This is a genomic window from Amycolatopsis sp. NPDC049253 (assembly GCF_040678995.1).
Lineage (GTDB): Bacteria > Actinomycetota > Actinomycetes > Mycobacteriales > Pseudonocardiaceae > Amycolatopsis.
In genome coordinates, this window is record NZ_JBFAQX010000007.1 from 96,826 (window position 1) to 112,754 (window position 15,929).

General features: G+C 70.5%; 15 protein-coding genes and 1 pseudogene. 8 read left to right on the plus strand and 8 right to left on the minus strand.

Features of this window, described 5'->3' with window-relative positions; all coding sequences use genetic code 11:
* Nucleotides 1-2: 2 nt before the first annotated feature.
* The 5 genes from AB0K15_RS18155 to AB0K15_RS18175 form a co-directional block, all read right to left on the minus strand.
* Nucleotides 3-1,784 (minus strand): GAF domain-containing protein, encoded by a 1,782-nt coding sequence (locus AB0K15_RS18155; protein ID WP_364051161.1) that lies wholly within the window; start codon nt 1,782-1,784, stop codon nt 3-5.
* A complete protein-coding gene (locus AB0K15_RS18160) occupies nt 1,781-3,103 on the minus strand; it encodes an MFS transporter (RefSeq protein WP_364051164.1) in 1,323 nt (440 codons plus the stop codon). Before AB0K15_RS18160 ends, AB0K15_RS18155 begins: the two co-directional genes overlap by 4 nt.
* A gap of 32 nt (nt 3,104-3,135) precedes the next feature.
* Complete coding sequence (locus tag AB0K15_RS18165) at nt 3,136-3,909, minus strand: 3-hydroxybutyrate dehydrogenase (RefSeq protein WP_364051167.1); 774 nt, start codon at nt 3,907-3,909, stop codon at nt 3,136-3,138.
* Nucleotides 3,910-3,997: 88 nt separating this feature from the next.
* The gene (locus AB0K15_RS18170) at nt 3,998-4,720 is read right to left on the minus strand and encodes an oxidoreductase (RefSeq protein ID WP_364051170.1); all 723 of its coding nucleotides are present in this window, start codon (nt 4,718-4,720) and stop codon (nt 3,998-4,000) included.
* Nucleotides 4,717-5,223, minus strand: a complete 507-nt coding sequence (locus tag AB0K15_RS18175) for a phosphoribosyltransferase (RefSeq protein WP_220244857.1) — start codon at nt 5,221-5,223, stop codon at nt 4,717-4,719. Before AB0K15_RS18175 ends, AB0K15_RS18170 begins: the two co-directional genes overlap by 4 nt.
* 114 nt (nt 5,224-5,337) lie before the next feature.
* Between AB0K15_RS18175 and AB0K15_RS18180 the strand changes: the two genes are divergently transcribed.
* From AB0K15_RS18180 to AB0K15_RS18190, 3 genes are all read left to right on the plus strand, one after another.
* Nucleotides 5,338-5,919, plus strand: a complete 582-nt coding sequence (locus AB0K15_RS18180; RefSeq protein ID WP_364051173.1) for a GNAT family protein — start codon at nt 5,338-5,340, stop codon at nt 5,917-5,919.
* A 94-nt stretch (nt 5,920-6,013) separates the two neighbouring features.
* Nucleotides 6,014-7,993, plus strand: coding sequence for an acetate--CoA ligase (acs, locus tag AB0K15_RS18185; protein WP_364051176.1), 1,980 nt, complete (start codon nt 6,014-6,016; stop codon nt 7,991-7,993).
* A 150-nt stretch (nt 7,994-8,143) separates the two neighbouring features.
* Nucleotides 8,144-8,650 carry a DUF6319 family protein gene (locus AB0K15_RS18190; RefSeq protein ID WP_364051179.1) on the plus strand — a complete coding sequence of 169 codons (507 nt, stop codon included), beginning with the start codon at nt 8,144-8,146 and terminating at the stop codon, nt 8,648-8,650.
* Between the two features lie 194 nt (nt 8,651-8,844).
* Here AB0K15_RS18190 and AB0K15_RS18195 read toward each other — a convergent pair whose 3' ends face one another.
* Nucleotides 8,845-9,030 carry a hypothetical protein gene (locus AB0K15_RS18195; RefSeq protein WP_364052000.1) on the minus strand — a complete coding sequence of 62 codons (186 nt, stop codon included), beginning with the start codon at nt 9,028-9,030 and terminating at the stop codon, nt 8,845-8,847.
* Between the two features lie 108 nt (nt 9,031-9,138).
* Here AB0K15_RS18195 and AB0K15_RS18200 point away from each other — a divergent pair.
* A pseudogene (locus AB0K15_RS18200) lies at nt 9,139-9,378 on the plus strand (DUF2848 family protein); the annotation flags it as partial.
* 150 nt (nt 9,379-9,528) lie between these two features.
* Nucleotides 9,529-10,254, plus strand: a complete 726-nt coding sequence (locus tag AB0K15_RS18205) for a VIT family protein (RefSeq protein WP_364051182.1) — start codon at nt 9,529-9,531, stop codon at nt 10,252-10,254.
* Between the two features lie 3 nt (nt 10,255-10,257).
* On the opposite strand, the gene AB0K15_RS18210 is transcribed toward AB0K15_RS18205, so the two are convergent.
* The gene (locus AB0K15_RS18210; RefSeq protein WP_364051185.1) at nt 10,258-11,715 is read right to left on the minus strand and encodes a peptide MFS transporter; all 1,458 of its coding nucleotides are present in this window, start codon (nt 11,713-11,715) and stop codon (nt 10,258-10,260) included.
* A 208-nt stretch (nt 11,716-11,923) separates the two neighbouring features.
* On the opposite strand from AB0K15_RS18210, the gene nhaA reads away from it, so the two are divergent.
* The 3 genes from nhaA (at nt 11,924) to AB0K15_RS18225 (ending at nt 14,743) form a co-directional block, all read left to right on the plus strand.
* The gene (gene nhaA / locus AB0K15_RS18215) at nt 11,924-13,168 is read left to right on the plus strand and encodes a Na+/H+ antiporter NhaA (protein ID WP_364051188.1); all 1,245 of its coding nucleotides are present in this window, start codon (nt 11,924-11,926) and stop codon (nt 13,166-13,168) included.
* Nucleotides 13,169-13,172: 4 nt separating this feature from the next.
* Nucleotides 13,173-13,673 carry a phage holin family protein gene (locus tag AB0K15_RS18220; protein ID WP_364051191.1) on the plus strand — a complete coding sequence of 167 codons (501 nt, stop codon included), beginning with the start codon at nt 13,173-13,175 and terminating at the stop codon, nt 13,671-13,673.
* A gap of 149 nt (nt 13,674-13,822) precedes the next feature.
* Nucleotides 13,823-14,743: an alpha/beta hydrolase gene (locus tag AB0K15_RS18225; RefSeq protein ID WP_364051194.1), complete on the plus strand. Its 921-nt coding sequence runs from the start codon at nt 13,823-13,825 to the stop codon at nt 14,741-14,743.
* A gap of 1 nt (nt 14,744) precedes the next feature.
* Here AB0K15_RS18225 and AB0K15_RS18230 read toward each other — a convergent pair whose 3' ends face one another.
* The gene (locus AB0K15_RS18230) at nt 14,745-15,929 is read right to left on the minus strand and encodes a MarP family serine protease (RefSeq protein ID WP_364051197.1); all 1,185 of its coding nucleotides are present in this window, start codon (nt 15,927-15,929) and stop codon (nt 14,745-14,747) included.

Sequence of the window (15,929 nt, forward strand, 5' to 3'; positions counted from 1 at the left end):
GCTCAGCTCAGCCGGTGGACGCGCAGCGCGAGCTGGATCTCCAACGCGCGTTCCGGCTCGCGCCAGTCGTCGCCCAGCAGCGCGGAGACGCGGTCCAGGCGCTGCACCACCGTGTTCACGTGGACGTGCAGCTCATCCTTGGCGCGCGCCAGGTTCCCGCCGGCCGCGAAGTACGCGCGCAGCGTGCCGACGAGGTCCGTGCCGCGGCGGGAGTCGTAGTCCAGGACCGGGCCGAGCGTGGCCGTGACGTAGGCGGGCAGGTCGGCGTGGCGGCCCAGCAGTACGCCGAGGAAGCCCAGCTCGGCCATCGCCGCGCCGTCGCCTTCGCGGCCCAACGCGAGCAGGGTGCTCACGCAGCGGACGGCCTCGGCGTACGCGTGGGCGAGCGCGGCGGGACCCTTCGCGGGGCCGGCGGCACCGACCGTCACCGGACAGTCCACAACGGACTGTAGCTCACGAGCCACCCTGGGCGCCGCGACACCCTCCGGCGCGAGGGCGACCACCTGCTCCGCGTGCACACCCACCAGGTCGCCGTACCGCGCGCACGCCGACGCGAGGCCACGGCGGGAGATCCCGGGCGCGTGGGCGACGAGCACCACGTGCGGCGCCGACAAGTCGACACCCAGCCGCCGCGCGCGGGCCGTCAGCGACGCCGGGTTGCGCGCGGGCGCCGTGAGCAGGTCGGTGAGCAGCTCGCCGCGCACCTCGTCCTCGGCCTGCGCCACGGACCGGCGCAGCATCAGCAGCAACGCCGTCACCACGGCCGCGCGCTCGAACAACCGCCGGTCCGCCCCCGCCAGCTCCGGCCGGCCCGCCAGTGTCAGGCTGCCCAGCAGCTCCTGGCCGGCCCGCACCGCGCACACCCACGTGTCCGATGTGGACTCCGCGCGCCCGCTGCCGCGTGAGGCAGCCACCGCCGGCGCGTCGAACGGCAGCGCCGAGCCGGCCAGCAAGTCACCGGAAGCGTCGTGCACGGCGATCTCGCCCCGCAGCACGCCCGCCACCTCCGCGGCGACCTCCGGCAGGTCACCGCCACGGAGCACGAGGTCCATCAGGCGGTCGTGGGCCTCGTCGGCGCGGCGCATGGTCGCGTTCACGGCGTTGAGCTCGGCGGCCGAGCGGCGCGTCTCGTCGAGCAGGTGGGCGCTGTCCAGGGCGATCGCCGCGTGGTTGGCCAGCGACGACAGCAGCGCGACCTCCGCCGTCGAGAACTCGCGCGGCCCACGGTCCGACGCGTAGAGCACGCCCAGCACCTTGCCGCCGATGGCCAGCGGCACACCGAGGATCGCCGTGAGGCCCTCCTCCAGCACGCCCGTGTCGATCGGCGAGGTGTGGCGGAAGCGCGCGTCGGCGAAGTAGTCCGCCGTCGCGTACGGCCGCGCGGTCTGGGCCACGAGCCCACCGAGCCCCTCGCCCATGCCGAGCACGATCTGCTGGAACAACGCGGAAACCGAGCCGTCCGTGACGCGGATGTAGGTCTTGCCGGCGGCTTCGTCGTTCAGGCTCAGGTACGACACGTCGACGCCGAGGAGCGTTCGAGCCCGCCGCACGATCGAGCGCAGCACCGCGTCCGGGTCACGCAGCCGCGCGAGGTCGCTCGCGGTGTCGAACAACGCCGTGAGCTCGGCTTCCCGCCGCTGATGCTCGGTGAGCGTCTCGCGGACGCGCAGCGCGAGCTCGGTCGCATCGGCGCCGGACTCCCTGGCGGCGTGCGCCAGCTGCTCGCTGCTCGCCCCGGCGGCGAGCAGCTCGAGCAACCGGCGGTAGGGATCCACACAGGTCATGCTGTCACTGAAGGCCTCGCGGCGGCAGTCTCGGACTCGTGCAGCGACTCGCCGCGCGTTTCCCGCGCGCCGAGCAGGGCCAGCACCGACAGCACGCACATCGCGGCGACGTAGACCGAAACCGGCACCGTCGAGTGGTACGCCTGGAACAGGGCGACGGCGATGATCGGCGCGATCGCGCCCGCCGCGATCGACGACAGCTGGCCGCCCACCGAAAGGCCGGTGTAGCGCACGCGCGTGGGGAACTGCTCGGCGAAGAACGCGGCCTGCGGCCCGTACATCGCGCCGTGCACCACGAGCCCGATCGTCGCCGCGCCGATCACCGCGCCCGTCGTGCGCAGGTCCAGCAGCCAGAAGAAGCCGAACGCCCACGCGGCCATGCCGACCACGCCGAACAAGTACACCGGCTTGCGCCCGACCTTGTCGGAGAGCAAGCCCCACAAGGGAATCGTCACGAAGTGCACGGCCGAGGCGACCAGCACCGCCGTGAGCCCTGTCGCCTTCGGCAGGCCGAGCCCGGTGGTGACGTAGACGAGGATGAACGCCGTGATCACGTAGTACGACACGTTCTCCGCCAGCCGCGCCCCGAACGTCACGACCAGTCCGCGCAGGTGCCCGCGGAAGACGTCCACGATCGGCGTGGCTTCCTCCTCCCCCGCCGCGGCCTTCGCGGCCAGGAACACCGGCGACTCCGCGACCGCCAGCCGCACCCACAACCCGATCGCCACGAGCACGCCCGACAGCAGGAACGGGATCCGCCAGCCCCACGAGTTGAACGTCGCGTCGGACTGCACCGCCGCGAGGATCGCCAGCACCGCCGTGGCCAGCAGGTTCCCGGCCGGCACGCCGGTCTGCGGCCACGACGCCCAGAAGCCGCGCCGCCGGTCGTCACCGTGTTCGGACACGAGCAGCACCGCGCCGCCCCACTCGCCACCGAGCGCGAAGCCCTGCACGAGCCGCAGCAGCGTCAGCAGGATCGGGGCGAGGACGCCGACCGCGCCGTACGTGGGCAGCACGCCCATGAGGAACGTCGAGCCACCCATCATCACCAGGCTCACCACGAGCAGGCGCTTGCGCCCGATGCGGTCGCCGAAGTGGCCGAACACCAGCCCGCCGATGGGCCGCGCCAGGAAACCGACCGCGTAGGTCAGCAGCGCGAGCAGCGTGCCGGTGAGCGGGTCGGCGTTCGGGAAGAACAGCTTGTTGAACACGAGCGCGGCGGCCGAGGTGTAGAGGAAGAAGTCGTACCACTCCACGGTGGTGCCGATCAGGCTCGCGCCGACCACGCGCAGCAGGCCGGCCCGGGTTGGTGTTGTCACTGCAGACTCCACTTCGTTGTGGGGACGGGGTTTCAGGCGGCCGACCAGCCGCCGTCGAGGGGCAGCGACGCGCCCGTGACGTGCCCGGCGTGCTCGCCGCACAGCCACACCACGAGGTCGGCGACGTCCGCCGGTTCGATGAGCCGTTTGATGGCCGCGCGCCGCAGCAGCACCTGCTCCACGACCTCGTCGGCGTCGAGGCCGTGTTCGGCGGCCTGCGCGTCGATCTGGCCGGTGACGAGCGGCGTGCGCACGTAGCCGGGGTTGACGCAGTTGGACGTCACGCCGTGCTCCGCGCCTTCGAGAGCGGCCACTTTGGACAGTCCCTCGAGCGCGTGCTTCGCCGTGACGTACGCGGCTTTGAACGGGCTGGCGCGCAGGCCGTGGACGCTTGAGACGTTGACGATCCGGCCCCAGCCGCGCGCGTACATCGCCGGCAGCGACCGGCGGATCAGCAGGAACGGCGCCGTCACCATGAGCGCCTGGATCCGCGCGAACTGCTCGGGCGGGAACTCGGGCAGCGCGGCCACGTGCTGGAACCCGGCGTTGTTGACGAGCACGTCCAGCTCGTCCGGCAACGCGTCGATCACGGCGGGGTCGGTGAGGTCACCGACGTGCGCCCAGCCACCGATCTCGGCCGCGGCCGCTTCGGCACCACGCGCGTCGAGGTCGACGACGTGCACCTTCGCGCCGGCCGCCGCCAACGCCCGGACACAGGCGAGCCCGATTCCGCTCGCGCCACCGGTCACCAAGGCAACGCGGCCATCAAGGGCGCCTGGTGAGCTGTGACGTACCCCACTGGTCATGGGCTACGAGGTTAGGTCTCACCCACCTCGCCGACCATGTGTCCGACCACCACAGCCCGGCAAGATCCAGTGTGGCCGGACCACACCCCTAACCGGCGGCGGACGAAATGCCGCGCGCCTCCCGCGCACCCGCTTCGAACGCCTCACAGCAGAACAGCAGCCACTCCCGCACCCCGTCCGCCGTCCCGGCGGCGAAGCCGGAAGCGAGTTCGACGTACTTCGGCACGCGCCGGAAGAACGCCACTTCCGGCACGGTCAGTGCCTTCGGGTCCAGGCCCGTCGCGATCATCGACAGGCGCGCCGCCGCGCGGGCGACCACGCCGTCGGCCGAGCCGAACGGGCGCAGGGCCAGCAGCTCTCCGTGCACCACGGCCGTGAGCACCGCCCCGGGCACGGACGTCGCCCCCGTGACGAGCTGGGCCAGCAGCTCCAGGCGCTCGCCACCGGCACGGGGCCGGCCGAGCGCGTCGGGATCGTCGACGACGTCGGCCGCGGCCAGGACGTGCAGCTTCGCCAGCGCCTGCAGCGGCGCGCGCCGCCAGGTGGGCAGCAGCGGTTCCAACGACTCGGCCACGCGCAGGGCGCCGGCGAGCAGGGGGTCGGCGACCGCGCCGTCGGCGGGCAGCTCCGGGTTCGCGCCGTCGATGCCGGCCGACGCTCGCGCAGCGCGCACCGACGCCTCGGCGGCCGTCTCCGCGCCGCCGCGCAAGTTGGCGGGCAGGCGGTGCACGGCGAACACCGCGTCCTGCGCCGCCTTGGCCGCGGCGGCGACGCCGTCGAGCTCCAGCAGCGGCTTGAGCGGGTCGCTCATGCGTCGAGCACCTGCCCGGCGCGCTTGACGACCGGCGGCAGGACCGACCACGGGAAGTTGATCCAGCGGTCGGTGCGGCGCCACACGTACTCGCTGGTGACCGTGGAATGCGGCTTCTCGTAGATCACAGCGCAGCGCACGTCGGCCACGTGGTCGGCGCAGAAGTCGCGCACGAGCTTGAGCGTGGCACCGGTGTCGGCCACGTCGTCGGCGACGAGCACCCTCTTGTTGCTCAGGTCCACGACGTTCGGCACGGGCGGCAGCATCACCGGCAGGTCGAGACGCTGGTCGACGCCGGTGTAGAACTCCACGTTCATCACGTGCAGGTTCTTCACGTCCAGCGCGTAGCCCAGCGCGCCGGCGACGAAGAGCCCGCCGCGAGCGATGGAGAGGATGAGGTCGGGCTCGAAGCCGTCGGCGGCGACCTGCTCGGCGAGCTCCCTGCTGGCGGTGCCGAACAACTCCCAGGTGAGCTCTTCCCGCGCCGCGCCGTCTTCAGCCATGCCCATGCCTCTCCTCGATCGTTCCCGCGAGCATAAGCAACCGGGGAGTGGCCTGGAGAAATGATCGAGAAATGGCTATCTGACACGACCACTTGACGCCGTAGCTTGGGTCTCGTGAGCGACTGGAACGACCACCCGACCCTGTCCGGCACCCACGTGCGCCTCGAGCCCCTCGGCCCGGACCACGCGAAGGGCCTCTTCGAGGCCGGCCAGGATCCCGCGATCTGGGCTTGGCTGAGCGTCCGGCAGTTCGAGAACCCGGAAGACGCCGAGCGATTCGTCGAGGCCGCCACGGCCGATCCCGACCGCCGCGCGTGGGCGCAGATCGACGTCGCCACGGGCCTCGTCGCCGGCACCACGTCGTACTACCAGATCGTGGCGAAGCACCGGATCCTCTCGATCGGGCACACCTGGATCAGCCCCCGCTGGCAGCGCACCGGGCTCAACACCGAGGCCAAGTTCCTGTTGCTGCGCAACGCTTTCGAGGTGCTCGGCGCCCAGCGCGTGGCATGGGAGACCGACAGCCGCAACCTGCGTTCGCAACGCGCCATCGAGCGGCTCGGCGCGCTGCGCGAGGGGGTGCTGCGGGCCCACCGGATCCGTCCGGACGGCACGTCGCGCGACACGGTGGTGTACTCGATGACGGAAGCTGAATGGCCCGGCGCACGCGCCCGGCTGCCGGCCCGCCTCACCTGAGGGCGCGCCCACACGGCTGCATCCTTGTCCTGGGCGGACTAACGTCGCTAGCGTGCCGTGAGCCGCGGGTTCGCACTACAGGAGGCCTTGCACCATGACCGAGCAGTCCCCAGCGCTGGACAACCTGCTCACCGAGAGCCGCACCTTCCCACCGAGCGACGAGTTCGCCGCTCAGGCCAACGCCAAGGCCGACACGTACGAGAAGGCGGACGCGGACCGGGAGCAGTTCTGGGCCGAGCAGGCCGAGCGCCTGAGCTGGGACACGAAGTGGACCCAGGTACTGGACTGGACCAATGCGCCGTTCGCGAAGTGGTTCGTCGGCGGCAAGCTCAACGTCGCCTACAACTGCGTCGACCGGCACGTCGAGTCCGGCCACGGCGACCAGGTCGCCATCCACTGGGTCGGTGAGCCCGGCGACACCCGTGACATCACCTACGCGCAGCTGAAGGACGAGGTCTCCAAGGCCGCCAACGCCCTGGTCTCGCTCGGCGTGACCGCCGGCGACGTCGTGGCGATCCAGCTGCAGATGGTGCCCGAGGCGATCTTCGCGATGCTCGCGTGCGCCCGCATCGGCGCGCTGCACAGCGTGGTCTTCGGCGGCTTCTCCCCGACCGCGCTGCGCGCCCGCGTGGACGACGCGGCGGCGAAGATCGTGATCACCTCCGACGGCCAGTACCGCCGCGGCAAGGCCGCCGCGATGAAGGCCAATGTGGACGAGGCGCTCGAGGGTGCCGAGACCGTGGAGAAGGTCATCGTGGTCCGCCGCACCGGCAGCGACCTTGCCGGCGAGGTGCCGTGGACCGACGGGCGCGACCTGTGGTGGCACGAGCTCGTCGACGGGCAGCCGGCCGAGCACACGCCCGAGGCGTTCGACAGCGAGCACCCGCTGTTCATCCTCTACACCTCCGGCACCACCGGGCGCCCGAAGGGCATCCTGCACACCTCCGGCGGCTACCTCACGCAAGCTGCGTACACGCACCACAACGTGTTCGACCACAAGCCGGGCGAGGACGTGTACTGGTGCACGGCCGACATCGGCTGGATCACCGGCCACAGCTACATCGTCTACGGGCCACTGGCCAACCGCGTCACGCAGGTCGTGTACGAAGGCACGCCGAACACCCCGCACGAGGGCCGGCACTGGGAGATCGTGCAGAAGTACAAGGTCTCCATCTACTACACCGCGCCGACGCTGATCCGCACGTTCATGAAGTGGGGCGCGGAGATCCCGGCGAAGTACGACCTCACGTCGCTGCGGGTGCTCGGCAGCGTCGGCGAGCCGATCAACCCCGAGGCGTGGATCTGGTACCGCGAGACCATCGGCGCGAACAAGGCGCCGATCGTCGACACGTGGTGGCAGACCGAGACCGGCGGGATCATGATCTCGCCGCTGCCGGGCGTCACCTCCACCAAGCCGGGTTCGGCCCAGCGCGCGCTGCCGGGCATCTCGGCGAAGGTCGTGGACGACCAGGGCCACCAGGTTCCCCACGGAGGCGGCGGCTACCTCGTGCTCGACAAGCCGTGGCCGGGCATGCTGCGCGGCGTGTGGGGCGATGAGGAGCGCTTCCGCGAGACGTACTGGTCGCGCTTCGCCGACCAGGGCTTCTACTTCGCGGGCGACGGCGCCAAGTACGACGCCGACGGTGACATCTGGTTGCTCGGCCGCGTCGACGACGTGATGAACGTGTCGGGCCACCGCATCTCGACCACCGAGGTCGAGTCGGCGCTGGTCTCGCACCCGACGGTGGCCGAGGCGGCCGTGGTCGGCGCGACCGACCCGACGACCGGGCAGGGCATCGTGGCGTTCGTGATCCTGCGGGGCAACGCCGTCGACGGTGGCGACGAGGCCGTGCAGGAGCTGCGCAACCACGTCGCGAAGGAGATCGGCCCGATCGCGAAGCCGCGCCAAATCATGGTCGTGCCGGAGCTGCCGAAGACGCGCTCGGGCAAGATCATGCGCCGCCTGCTGCGCGACGTCGCGGAGAACCGGGCGATCGGCGACGTCACGACACTCGCGGACTCGTCGGTCATGGACCTGATCTCCTCCGGCCTGCAGTCGGGCAAGGAGGAGTAGGCGCCGCGCGGTAGATTCTGCTCGTGAGGAAGGGGCGCTCCCGGCCGGGAGCGCCCCTTCCTGCTGACTACCCCAAATGGCGGACATCGAACGCATGTTCTAAGATGTGCCGCTGTACCCACCCCAGACCCGGGCAAGGAGACGACACGAATGACCGTGGAAGCCTTGACGCACGACGAGGACACCGCGGCCGAAGCGGCGACGACCGAGGCAGCACCTGCCTCGGCGCAGGCCGCCGAGGCCCCGGAGGTCACCGAGCCCACTGAGACCACTGCCTCACCTGCGTCGTCTTCCGATTCGGACGCGGCCGCCCCCCCGGCCGCCGAAGAGGCGCCGAAGCCGAAGCGCGGCCGCCCGAAGGCCGCTCCCGCGTCCACTGCGAAGAAGACCCGCACCGTGGAGCTCACGCTCACCGTCACCGGCACGGCCGACGGCGAGTGGCAGGCCGAGCTCAAGAACGGCAGCAAGTGGGTCGCGAAGGGCCTGGAGATCCCGGCCGCCGCCGTCTCGCGCGCGGCGAAGGAGCTGCACCAGGACCTGTCGGGCCCGATCGACGAGGTCATCAACCAGGCCCGCGAGGCGCAGGCCGCGAAGGTCGCGCAGCTCGAGGCCGAGCTGGAAGCCGCCAAGGCGGCCCTGGCGGAGCTCGACGTCTGAGTATTCGCTCCGTGAAAAGGCCCGGCATTTCCCTGCCGGGCCTTTTTCATGCCAGGGCGGCCTTTTCGGCAGCGGCGCTTTGAACTCGAGCCAGCGACTGTCCACAATGGTCGTCACCTGGTGCTCGGCTCCACGCGGGTGCACCACGGTGTCACCGGGGCCGAGCTCCCCCGGCACACCCCCGACCACACCGGTCAGCCGACTTCGAGCACGTAGCTGACGCTGTCGTGATCGTGGCTGTGCACGGGCGACCCGACGCCGGCCGGGTACCGGATCTCGCACCCGGGCCCGTGCGCGGCGCGCTCCCTCTCACGGACGAACGCGGTGCCGCCGGTCAGCCGTCGTCCTTCCACAGTGGACACTTCGAGCCACTCGCTCATTCCGCCGCCTTCCGCCACACAGATATACTCCAGGTATACACACACGACGCAAGACTCGCGGAGCCCTTCGAGACGGCTCCCGGATCACGACCAGCGTCCACACCCCGCTACGCCGGCCGCAGCCAGGACGACGTGGCGGCGCACGTGAAGGAGCCAGCGCAGCTCCGCGTGCCCGCACAGAACGAGCGGACGTCGGGCGAGGCGGAGTGGGCGCTGGTGATCACCGACGAAGGCGTGCTACTCACCACGGCGTGCGACCACACCGACCACGACCTGGAGGCGCACGACGTCGCCTGGAGCAAGAACGCGGCGCCGGACGTGCCGGCCCGGAAGGCCTGGCGCCTCGAACACCTCGCGGAGCTGCTGCCGCCGTCGTACTGGCTGCCGGCGCCGAGCGGCTGACATTCAAAGGATAGGCACAATTAAATAAGGAAACCCTTCCTTGATGTTGCCCATCCGACAGAGGCGATCAGCCGAATTCCGTGTTTCACTATTCTCGTGACAGAAACGGTGGACGCGACTGATTCCCACTCCCACGAGCCCCACGAGGACGTCGGTGGCAAGCTGAACTGGCTGCGCGCCGGGGTTCTCGGGGCCAATGACGGGATCGTGTCCGTCGCGGGCATCGTGGTGGGCGTCGCGGGGGCGACCACGAACAGCGCGGCGATCCTCACCGCCGGAATTGCCGGACTGGTGGCCGGTGCGTTTTCGATGGCCGGCGGAGAATACGTGAGCGTGAGCACGCAGCGCGACACCGAACGCGCGTTGCTGCAGCTGGAGAAGCAAGAGCTGAAAACGATGCCCGAGGCCGAGGAACGCGAGCTCGCCGAGATCTACGAGGGCAAGGGCCTGTCCAAGGAGCTCGCCGCGCAGGTCGCGCGCGAGCTGACCCGCAAGGACGCGTTCCAGGCCCACGCCGAGGCCGAGCTGGGCATCGACCCGGACAACCTCACCAACCCGTGGCAGGCGGCGTGGGCTTCGCTGATCGCGTTCTCCGTCGGCGCGCTGTTGCCGCTGCTGTCCATCGCCTGGACGGCGGTGTCGGTGCGGGTGTGGGCGTGCGCGCTGGCCGTGGTCGTGGGCCTCACGCTCACCGGATTCGTGAGCGCGCGCCTGGGCAACGCGCAGGTGGGGCGCGCGATCGCGCGCAACGTGGGCGTCGGCGCCCTCACCATGCTCGTCACCTACTTCGTGGGAGTGCTGTTCGGCACCACCATCGCCTAGGAGCTAGTGCACGCCCTTCATCAGCCGCCGGATGAACGGGATCAGCGCGAGCAGGATCAGGCCGATCGCGATGGCCACGCCGCCGATGATGCTGAAGTACGGCGTCTCGTCGTGCACGTCGTAGGACTCCGCGAGCTTGCCCGACAACGCGGTGCCCAGCGAGACCGACAGGAAGTTCAGCGCCACCATCTGCGTGCGGAACGCCTGGGGCGCGAGCTTCGTCGACAGCGACAGCCCGACCGGCGACAACATCAGCTCCGCGATCGTGAACACCAGCAGGATGCCGGCGAGCGCGATGAGCGGGCTGCCGTTCACGCCGGTGCCGGTCATCGGCAAGAACAGCAAGAACGCGAGACCCATGAGCACCGTGCCCAGCACGAACTTCATCGGCGTCGAGGGCTGCTTCGGCCCGAGCTTCGTCCAGATCGCGGCGACGATCGGCGCGAAGATGATGATGAACACCGGGTTGATCGAGTTGACCCACGACACCGGCATGTCCCAGCCGAACAGGTTCCGGTCGAGGCGCTGGTCGCTGTAGACCGAGACGACCGTGGACTGCTGCTGGTAAAGCGAGAAGAACGCGGCGCTCGCGATGTACATCGGGATGAACGAGAACACGCGGCTGCGCTCGTCGGACGTGATCTTCTTGCTGGTCAGGATGACCACGAAGTACACCACCGAGATCGCGACGACCACGTACACGACGACATCGGCCAGGTTCGACGGCCCGACCACCCCGGACATGATCAGCGCGGCCACGGCGACCACGATCACCACGGCGACGCCGATCGCCAGCCAGCGCTGCGAAGGCAGCAGCGGGTTCGGGATCTCCGACGCCTTCTCGCCCAGGTTCTTGCGGCCGAGCGTGTACTGGACCAGGCCGAGCGCCATGCCGATCGCGGCGAGCCCGAAGCCGAGGTGGAAGCCGACCTCCGACTGCGCGAGCCCGGTGAGCAGCGGGCCGATGAAGCCACCCAGGTTGATGCCCATGTAGAAGATCGTGAAGCCGGCGTCGCGGCGCTCGTCGCCCTCGGCGTAGAGGGTGCCGACCACGGCGGTCGCGTTGGCCTTGAGGCCGCCGGAGCCGATCGCGACGCACGCGAGGCCCACACCGATGCCGGTCAGGCCCGGCAGCAGCGCCAGCGCGATGTGGCCGATCATCACCAGGATCGCGCTGTAGAACAGCGTGCGCTCGGAGCCGAGCAGGCGGTCGGCCACCCACGCGCCGATCACGGTGGCGAGGTAGACCGTGCCGCCGTACGCGCCGACGACGCCGAGCGCGTCGCCCTGGTCGATGCCGAGACCGCCCTGGTCGGCCTTGTAGTACAGGTAGATGGCGAGGATGCCGAGCATCCCGTAGTAGGAGAACCGCTCCCACATCTCGACGCCGAAGAGGTTCGCCAGCCCTCGTGGGTGCCCGAAGAACCTCGTGTCGTGCTGGGCCTCGGTAGAGGTACTCACAACTGTCTCGTCCTTGTCCTAGACAACGTTGTCGTTTCCGATTCGCATGCTAGAAGGCAAATGGGTGAAGAGAACACCGGACCGGGTGTGGTGAGCGTCATCGGGCGCCCGGGCCGGCTCGGACGGGCCGCTAAAATGGCGTCAAAGGTGCGCCGGGAAGCCTGGTCGGCAATGTTTGTGACGATTGCCGCACCTGGAGGATCCGCCCATGACCGCTTCGCGTCCGGCCCGCGCCGCCGAGTTCGCCCGCTACCTGCGCACGGAGACCACCGGCGGGATCATCCTGCTCGCCGCCACGGCCGTCGCGCTGATCTGGGCCAACTCGCCGGCCGGTGACGTCTACCGGGCCGTGCGCGACTTCCACGTCGGCCCCGAGTTCCTGCACCTGAACCTGTCGATCGGCGACTGGGCGAAGGACGGGCTGCTCGCCTTGTTCTTCTTCGTCGCCGGGCTCGAGCTGAAACGCGAGCTCGTGGTGGGTGAGCTCTCGCGCGTCAAGCAGGCGGTCCTGCCGGTGATCGCGGCCGTCGGCGGGATGGTCGTGCCGGCGCTGATCGCGCTGGCCGTCGCCTGGGGGACGCCGGGGATCGACCGCGCGTGGGCGATCCCCGTGGCCACGGACATCGCGTTCGCGCTCGGCGTGCTGGCGCTGACGGCGTCGAACCTGCCGAGCAGCGCGCGGGTCTTCCTGCTTTCGCTGGCGGTGGTCGACGACCTCGGCGCGATCCTCGTGATCGCGATCGTCTTCACCACCGGGTTCGACCTCGTGGCCGCCGCCGTCGCCGTGGTGGCGCTGGCGTTGTACTGGTTCCTGCAGCACAAACGCGTGCGCACGGCCTGGTTGTACGTGCCACTCGCGGTGGTCACCTGGGTCGCGGTGCACTCGACGGGCATCCACGCGACCATCGCCGGCGTCGCCCTCGGGCTGCTCACCCGCGTGAAGCCCGACGAAGGCGAGGACGAGGCACCGGCGGTGCGGCTGGAGCACCGGCTGCAGCCGTGGTCGGCGGCGGTCGCGGTGCCGGTGTTCGCGCTGTTCGCCGCGGGGATCTCCGTCAGCGGGCACGCGTTGGGCCAGGTCTTCACCACCGCGTTGCCGCTGGCTGTCCTGTTGGGACTGGTCGTGGGCAAGTTCGTCGGGATCCTCGGCGCGAGCGTGCTGGCGGTGAAGCTGGGCGTCGCGGAAAAACCCACCGGCACGGGCTGGCGTGATCTCGCGGCGCTGGCGTTGCTCGGCGGGGTCGGCTTCACCGTGAGCCTGCTGATCGCCGATCTCGCGCTCGACGAACCGGAGACCGAGCTGGCCAAGGCGGCGGTGCTGATCGCGTCGGCCATCGCCTCGCTGGCGTCCGCCGCGCTGCTGGTGCGCCGCAGCCGGGCGCACGCTCGCGGATCCGATCCCGACACTCCCGACGGTCCGCCGCGCCCAGGGAACGGGTACGTGGCACGATGACCCGGTGACCAGCCCCAAACACGAACGCACCGGCCCCGACGGCGTGGGGGCCGTGCCCTACCTGCCCCTGTCGAGCGACGAGGAGGCCGCGGCTGCGGAACAGTCCATCGGCAAACTCGTCGGCGATGCCACCCAGCACCTGTCGACGCTGGTCAGGGCCGAAGTCGAGCTGGCGAAGTCGGAGCTGGTCGGCGAGATGAAGAAGGGGCTCAAGGGAGCCGTCTACTTCCTCATCGCCCTCGCCGTGGGGCTCTACAGCACGTACTTCCTGTTCCTGTTCATCGCCGAGATCCTGTCGGACTGGTGGGGCGTGCGCTGGCCGGCGTTCCTCACCGTGTTCGGCCTGATGCTGCTCACCACCGCCGTCACGGCGTTCCTCGGCTGGCGCAAGGTGAAAAAGCTGAAGGCGCCGGAGCGCACGATCGACAGCGTCAAGGAGACGGCCGCGGCCCTGAAGCCGCATCGCGCCGCCGAAGAAGACAACCTGCCCGCGACCCGTCCCTGACGCGGCACCGCACCCAGGCTGAGTTACCGATCCGGCCTAAGGTAGGCCGACCCCTACCCGGCACGTAACCGTTGCTACGAAGTCATTCGGCCGTGACTGTGGTTGGATTGGTAGCGATCGGCACAGTACCGGCTGAAGCGGAGCCCGCAGTGCAGCTCACGCCCGACCCGTCGATCGTCCGGATCGACGGTCCGTGGACGCACCGCGACGTCTCGGCCAACGGCATCCGCCTGCACGTCGCCGAGCTCGGTGACGGACCACTGGTACTGCTGCTGCACGGCTTCGGCGAGTTCTGGTGGACGTGGCACCACCAGCTGCGCGGCCTCGCCGACGCCGGGTTCCGCGCCGTCGCGGTGGACCTGCGTGGCTACGGCGACTCGGACAAACCCCCGCGCGGCTACGACGCCTGGACGCTGGCGGGCGACGTCGGCGGTCTGATCAAGGCCCTGGGCGCGCGCCGCGCCCACCTCGTCGGCCACGCCTGGGGCGGCATGCTCGCGTGGACCGTCGCCTCGCTGCACCCCCGGCTCGTGTCCTCGGTGACGGCTGTGGGCGCCGCGCACCCGCTCGCGCTGAAGTCCGCCATACTGCGTTCGCCCCGCCGCCAGGGCCGCGCGGCCGGGCACCTGTTCCGCTTCCAGGTGCCGATGAAGCCGGAGAAATGGCTGGTCCGCGACGACGCCGCCAACGTGGAGTCGTTGTTCCACAGCTGGTCCGGCCCGGCATGGCGGTCCTCTTCGGACTTCACGAACACGGCAGGCCGGTTCCGTCAGGCGATGCTGATCCCGGGCGTCGCGCACTCCGCGCTGGAGTACTACCGCTGGGCCTTCCGCGCCCAGTTCCGCGGCGAGGGGCGCCGCTTCACCGACGCCGTGGGCAAACGCGTCGCCGCGCCCGTCCTGCAACTGCACGGCGCCGTGGACACGTGCATCGTCCCGGAGACCGCACGCGCGTCCGTGCACTGGGCCGGGCCGCACGGCGAGCCCCGCATCTGGCCCGGCGTCGGGCACTTCCCGCATCTGGAAGAGCCGGACCGCGTGACGAAGTCCGTTGTGGACTTCGTGAGCTGACTCAGCTCGCGCAGGCGCCTGTGCTCACGTTCGTCGTCTGCGACGGCGCCGCCGCGACCTCCGCGCGCACCTGTTCCGCGGTCAGGGTGAAGCCCGTGTCCGGATCTTCCACCGCCGCGCCGAAGACGACGCCGATCACGTCGCCGTCAGGGGTGATCATGGGGCCGCCGGAGTTGCCGCTGCGGATGCCCGCGCGGATGGTGAACACGTCGCGCTGCACGGTGTTCGCGTCGTAGATGTCGGGGCCGCGCAGGTTGATGCGGCCGCGCACGCGGGCGGCGGTGGAGGTGTACGGGCCGTCGAGCGGGTAGCCGAGCACGATGGCGTTGTCGCCGGCGCGCGCGGTCTCCTGCGCGAACGGCAGCACCGGCGCGGACAGGCCCGGCACGGCCAGCACGGCGATGTCGACCTCGGGGTTGAAGTACACGACGCGCGCGCGGTAGTCGCCGCGCGTGGACTCGATGCCGACCTCGTCCGTGCCCGCGACCACGTGCGCGTTGGTCATCACGCGCTGCGGGGCGATCACGAACCCGCTGCCCTCCAGCGATTTCGAGCACGACGGCGCGTTGCCGCGGATCTTCACCACGCTCGGGTGCACCCGGCGCGCGACCGCGGTGATGTTCATCGACGTGTCCGGAGGCGCGGCGTCGGCGGCCGGTGCCTTCTCGAACGGCGAGAGCGCCGAGGGGAAGCCCGACGCGTCGAGCAGCTTGCGCAGGTCGCTCGGCAGGCCCTGGGCCTCGGCCGGCATCAGGTCGTTGACCTCGCCCAGCACGACCGACGAGTTGATGGACTTAGCCAGGCCTGGAATGGCCGACACCGTGGTGAGCGGGTTCGCGACGAGCCACGCCACCACGAAAACCGCTGCGGCCTGGACGATCGCGCCCAGCGTCTTGTCCACTCCGGACAACTTGTCGGGGTTGATCTTCTGGCGCAGCTTGCGCCCGATCCACACCCCGAGCGTTTCGCCGAGCACCACGAGGAACACCACCACGGCGAGCGCGAAGGCCACCTTCGCCACGGGGTTGTCGAACAGCTCGATCACGAACGGGGCCAGCTTCACGCCGAGCACCGCCCCGATGGCGACCCCGATCAGCGCGGGCAGCGCGACGATCACGCCCTGGAACGCCCCCGAAACAGCCGCCAGCACCGCCAGCACCAGCACGAGGACATCGACCCAGTTCAC

What these genes read in the sequence shown, in the direction of transcription:
- AB0K15_RS18155 (WP_364051161.1), bottom strand. Translation starts at nt 1,784, where the DNA reads ATGACCTGTGTGGATCCCTACCGCCGGTTGCTCGAGCTGCTCGCCGCC.
- AB0K15_RS18190 (WP_364051179.1), top strand. Translation starts at nt 8,144, where the DNA reads ATGACCGTGGAAGCCTTGACGCACGACGAGGACACCGCGGCCGAAGCG.
- AB0K15_RS18175 (WP_220244857.1), bottom strand. Translation starts at nt 5,223, where the DNA reads ATGGCTGAAGACGGCGCGGCGCGGGAAGAGCTCACCTGGGAGTTGTTC.
- AB0K15_RS18165 (WP_364051167.1), bottom strand. Translation starts at nt 3,909, where the DNA reads ATGACCAGTGGGGTACGTCACAGCTCACCAGGCGCCCTTGATGGCCGC.
- nhaA (WP_364051188.1), top strand. Translation starts at nt 11,924, where the DNA reads ATGACCGCTTCGCGTCCGGCCCGCGCCGCCGAGTTCGCCCGCTACCTG.
- acs (WP_364051176.1), top strand. Translation starts at nt 6,014, where the DNA reads ATGACCGAGCAGTCCCCAGCGCTGGACAACCTGCTCACCGAGAGCCGC.
- AB0K15_RS18195 (WP_364052000.1), bottom strand. Translation starts at nt 9,030, where the DNA reads ATGAGCGAGTGGCTCGAAGTGTCCACTGTGGAAGGACGACGGCTGACC.
- AB0K15_RS18170 (WP_364051170.1), bottom strand. Translation starts at nt 4,720, where the DNA reads ATGAGCGACCCGCTCAAGCCGCTGCTGGAGCTCGACGGCGTCGCCGCC.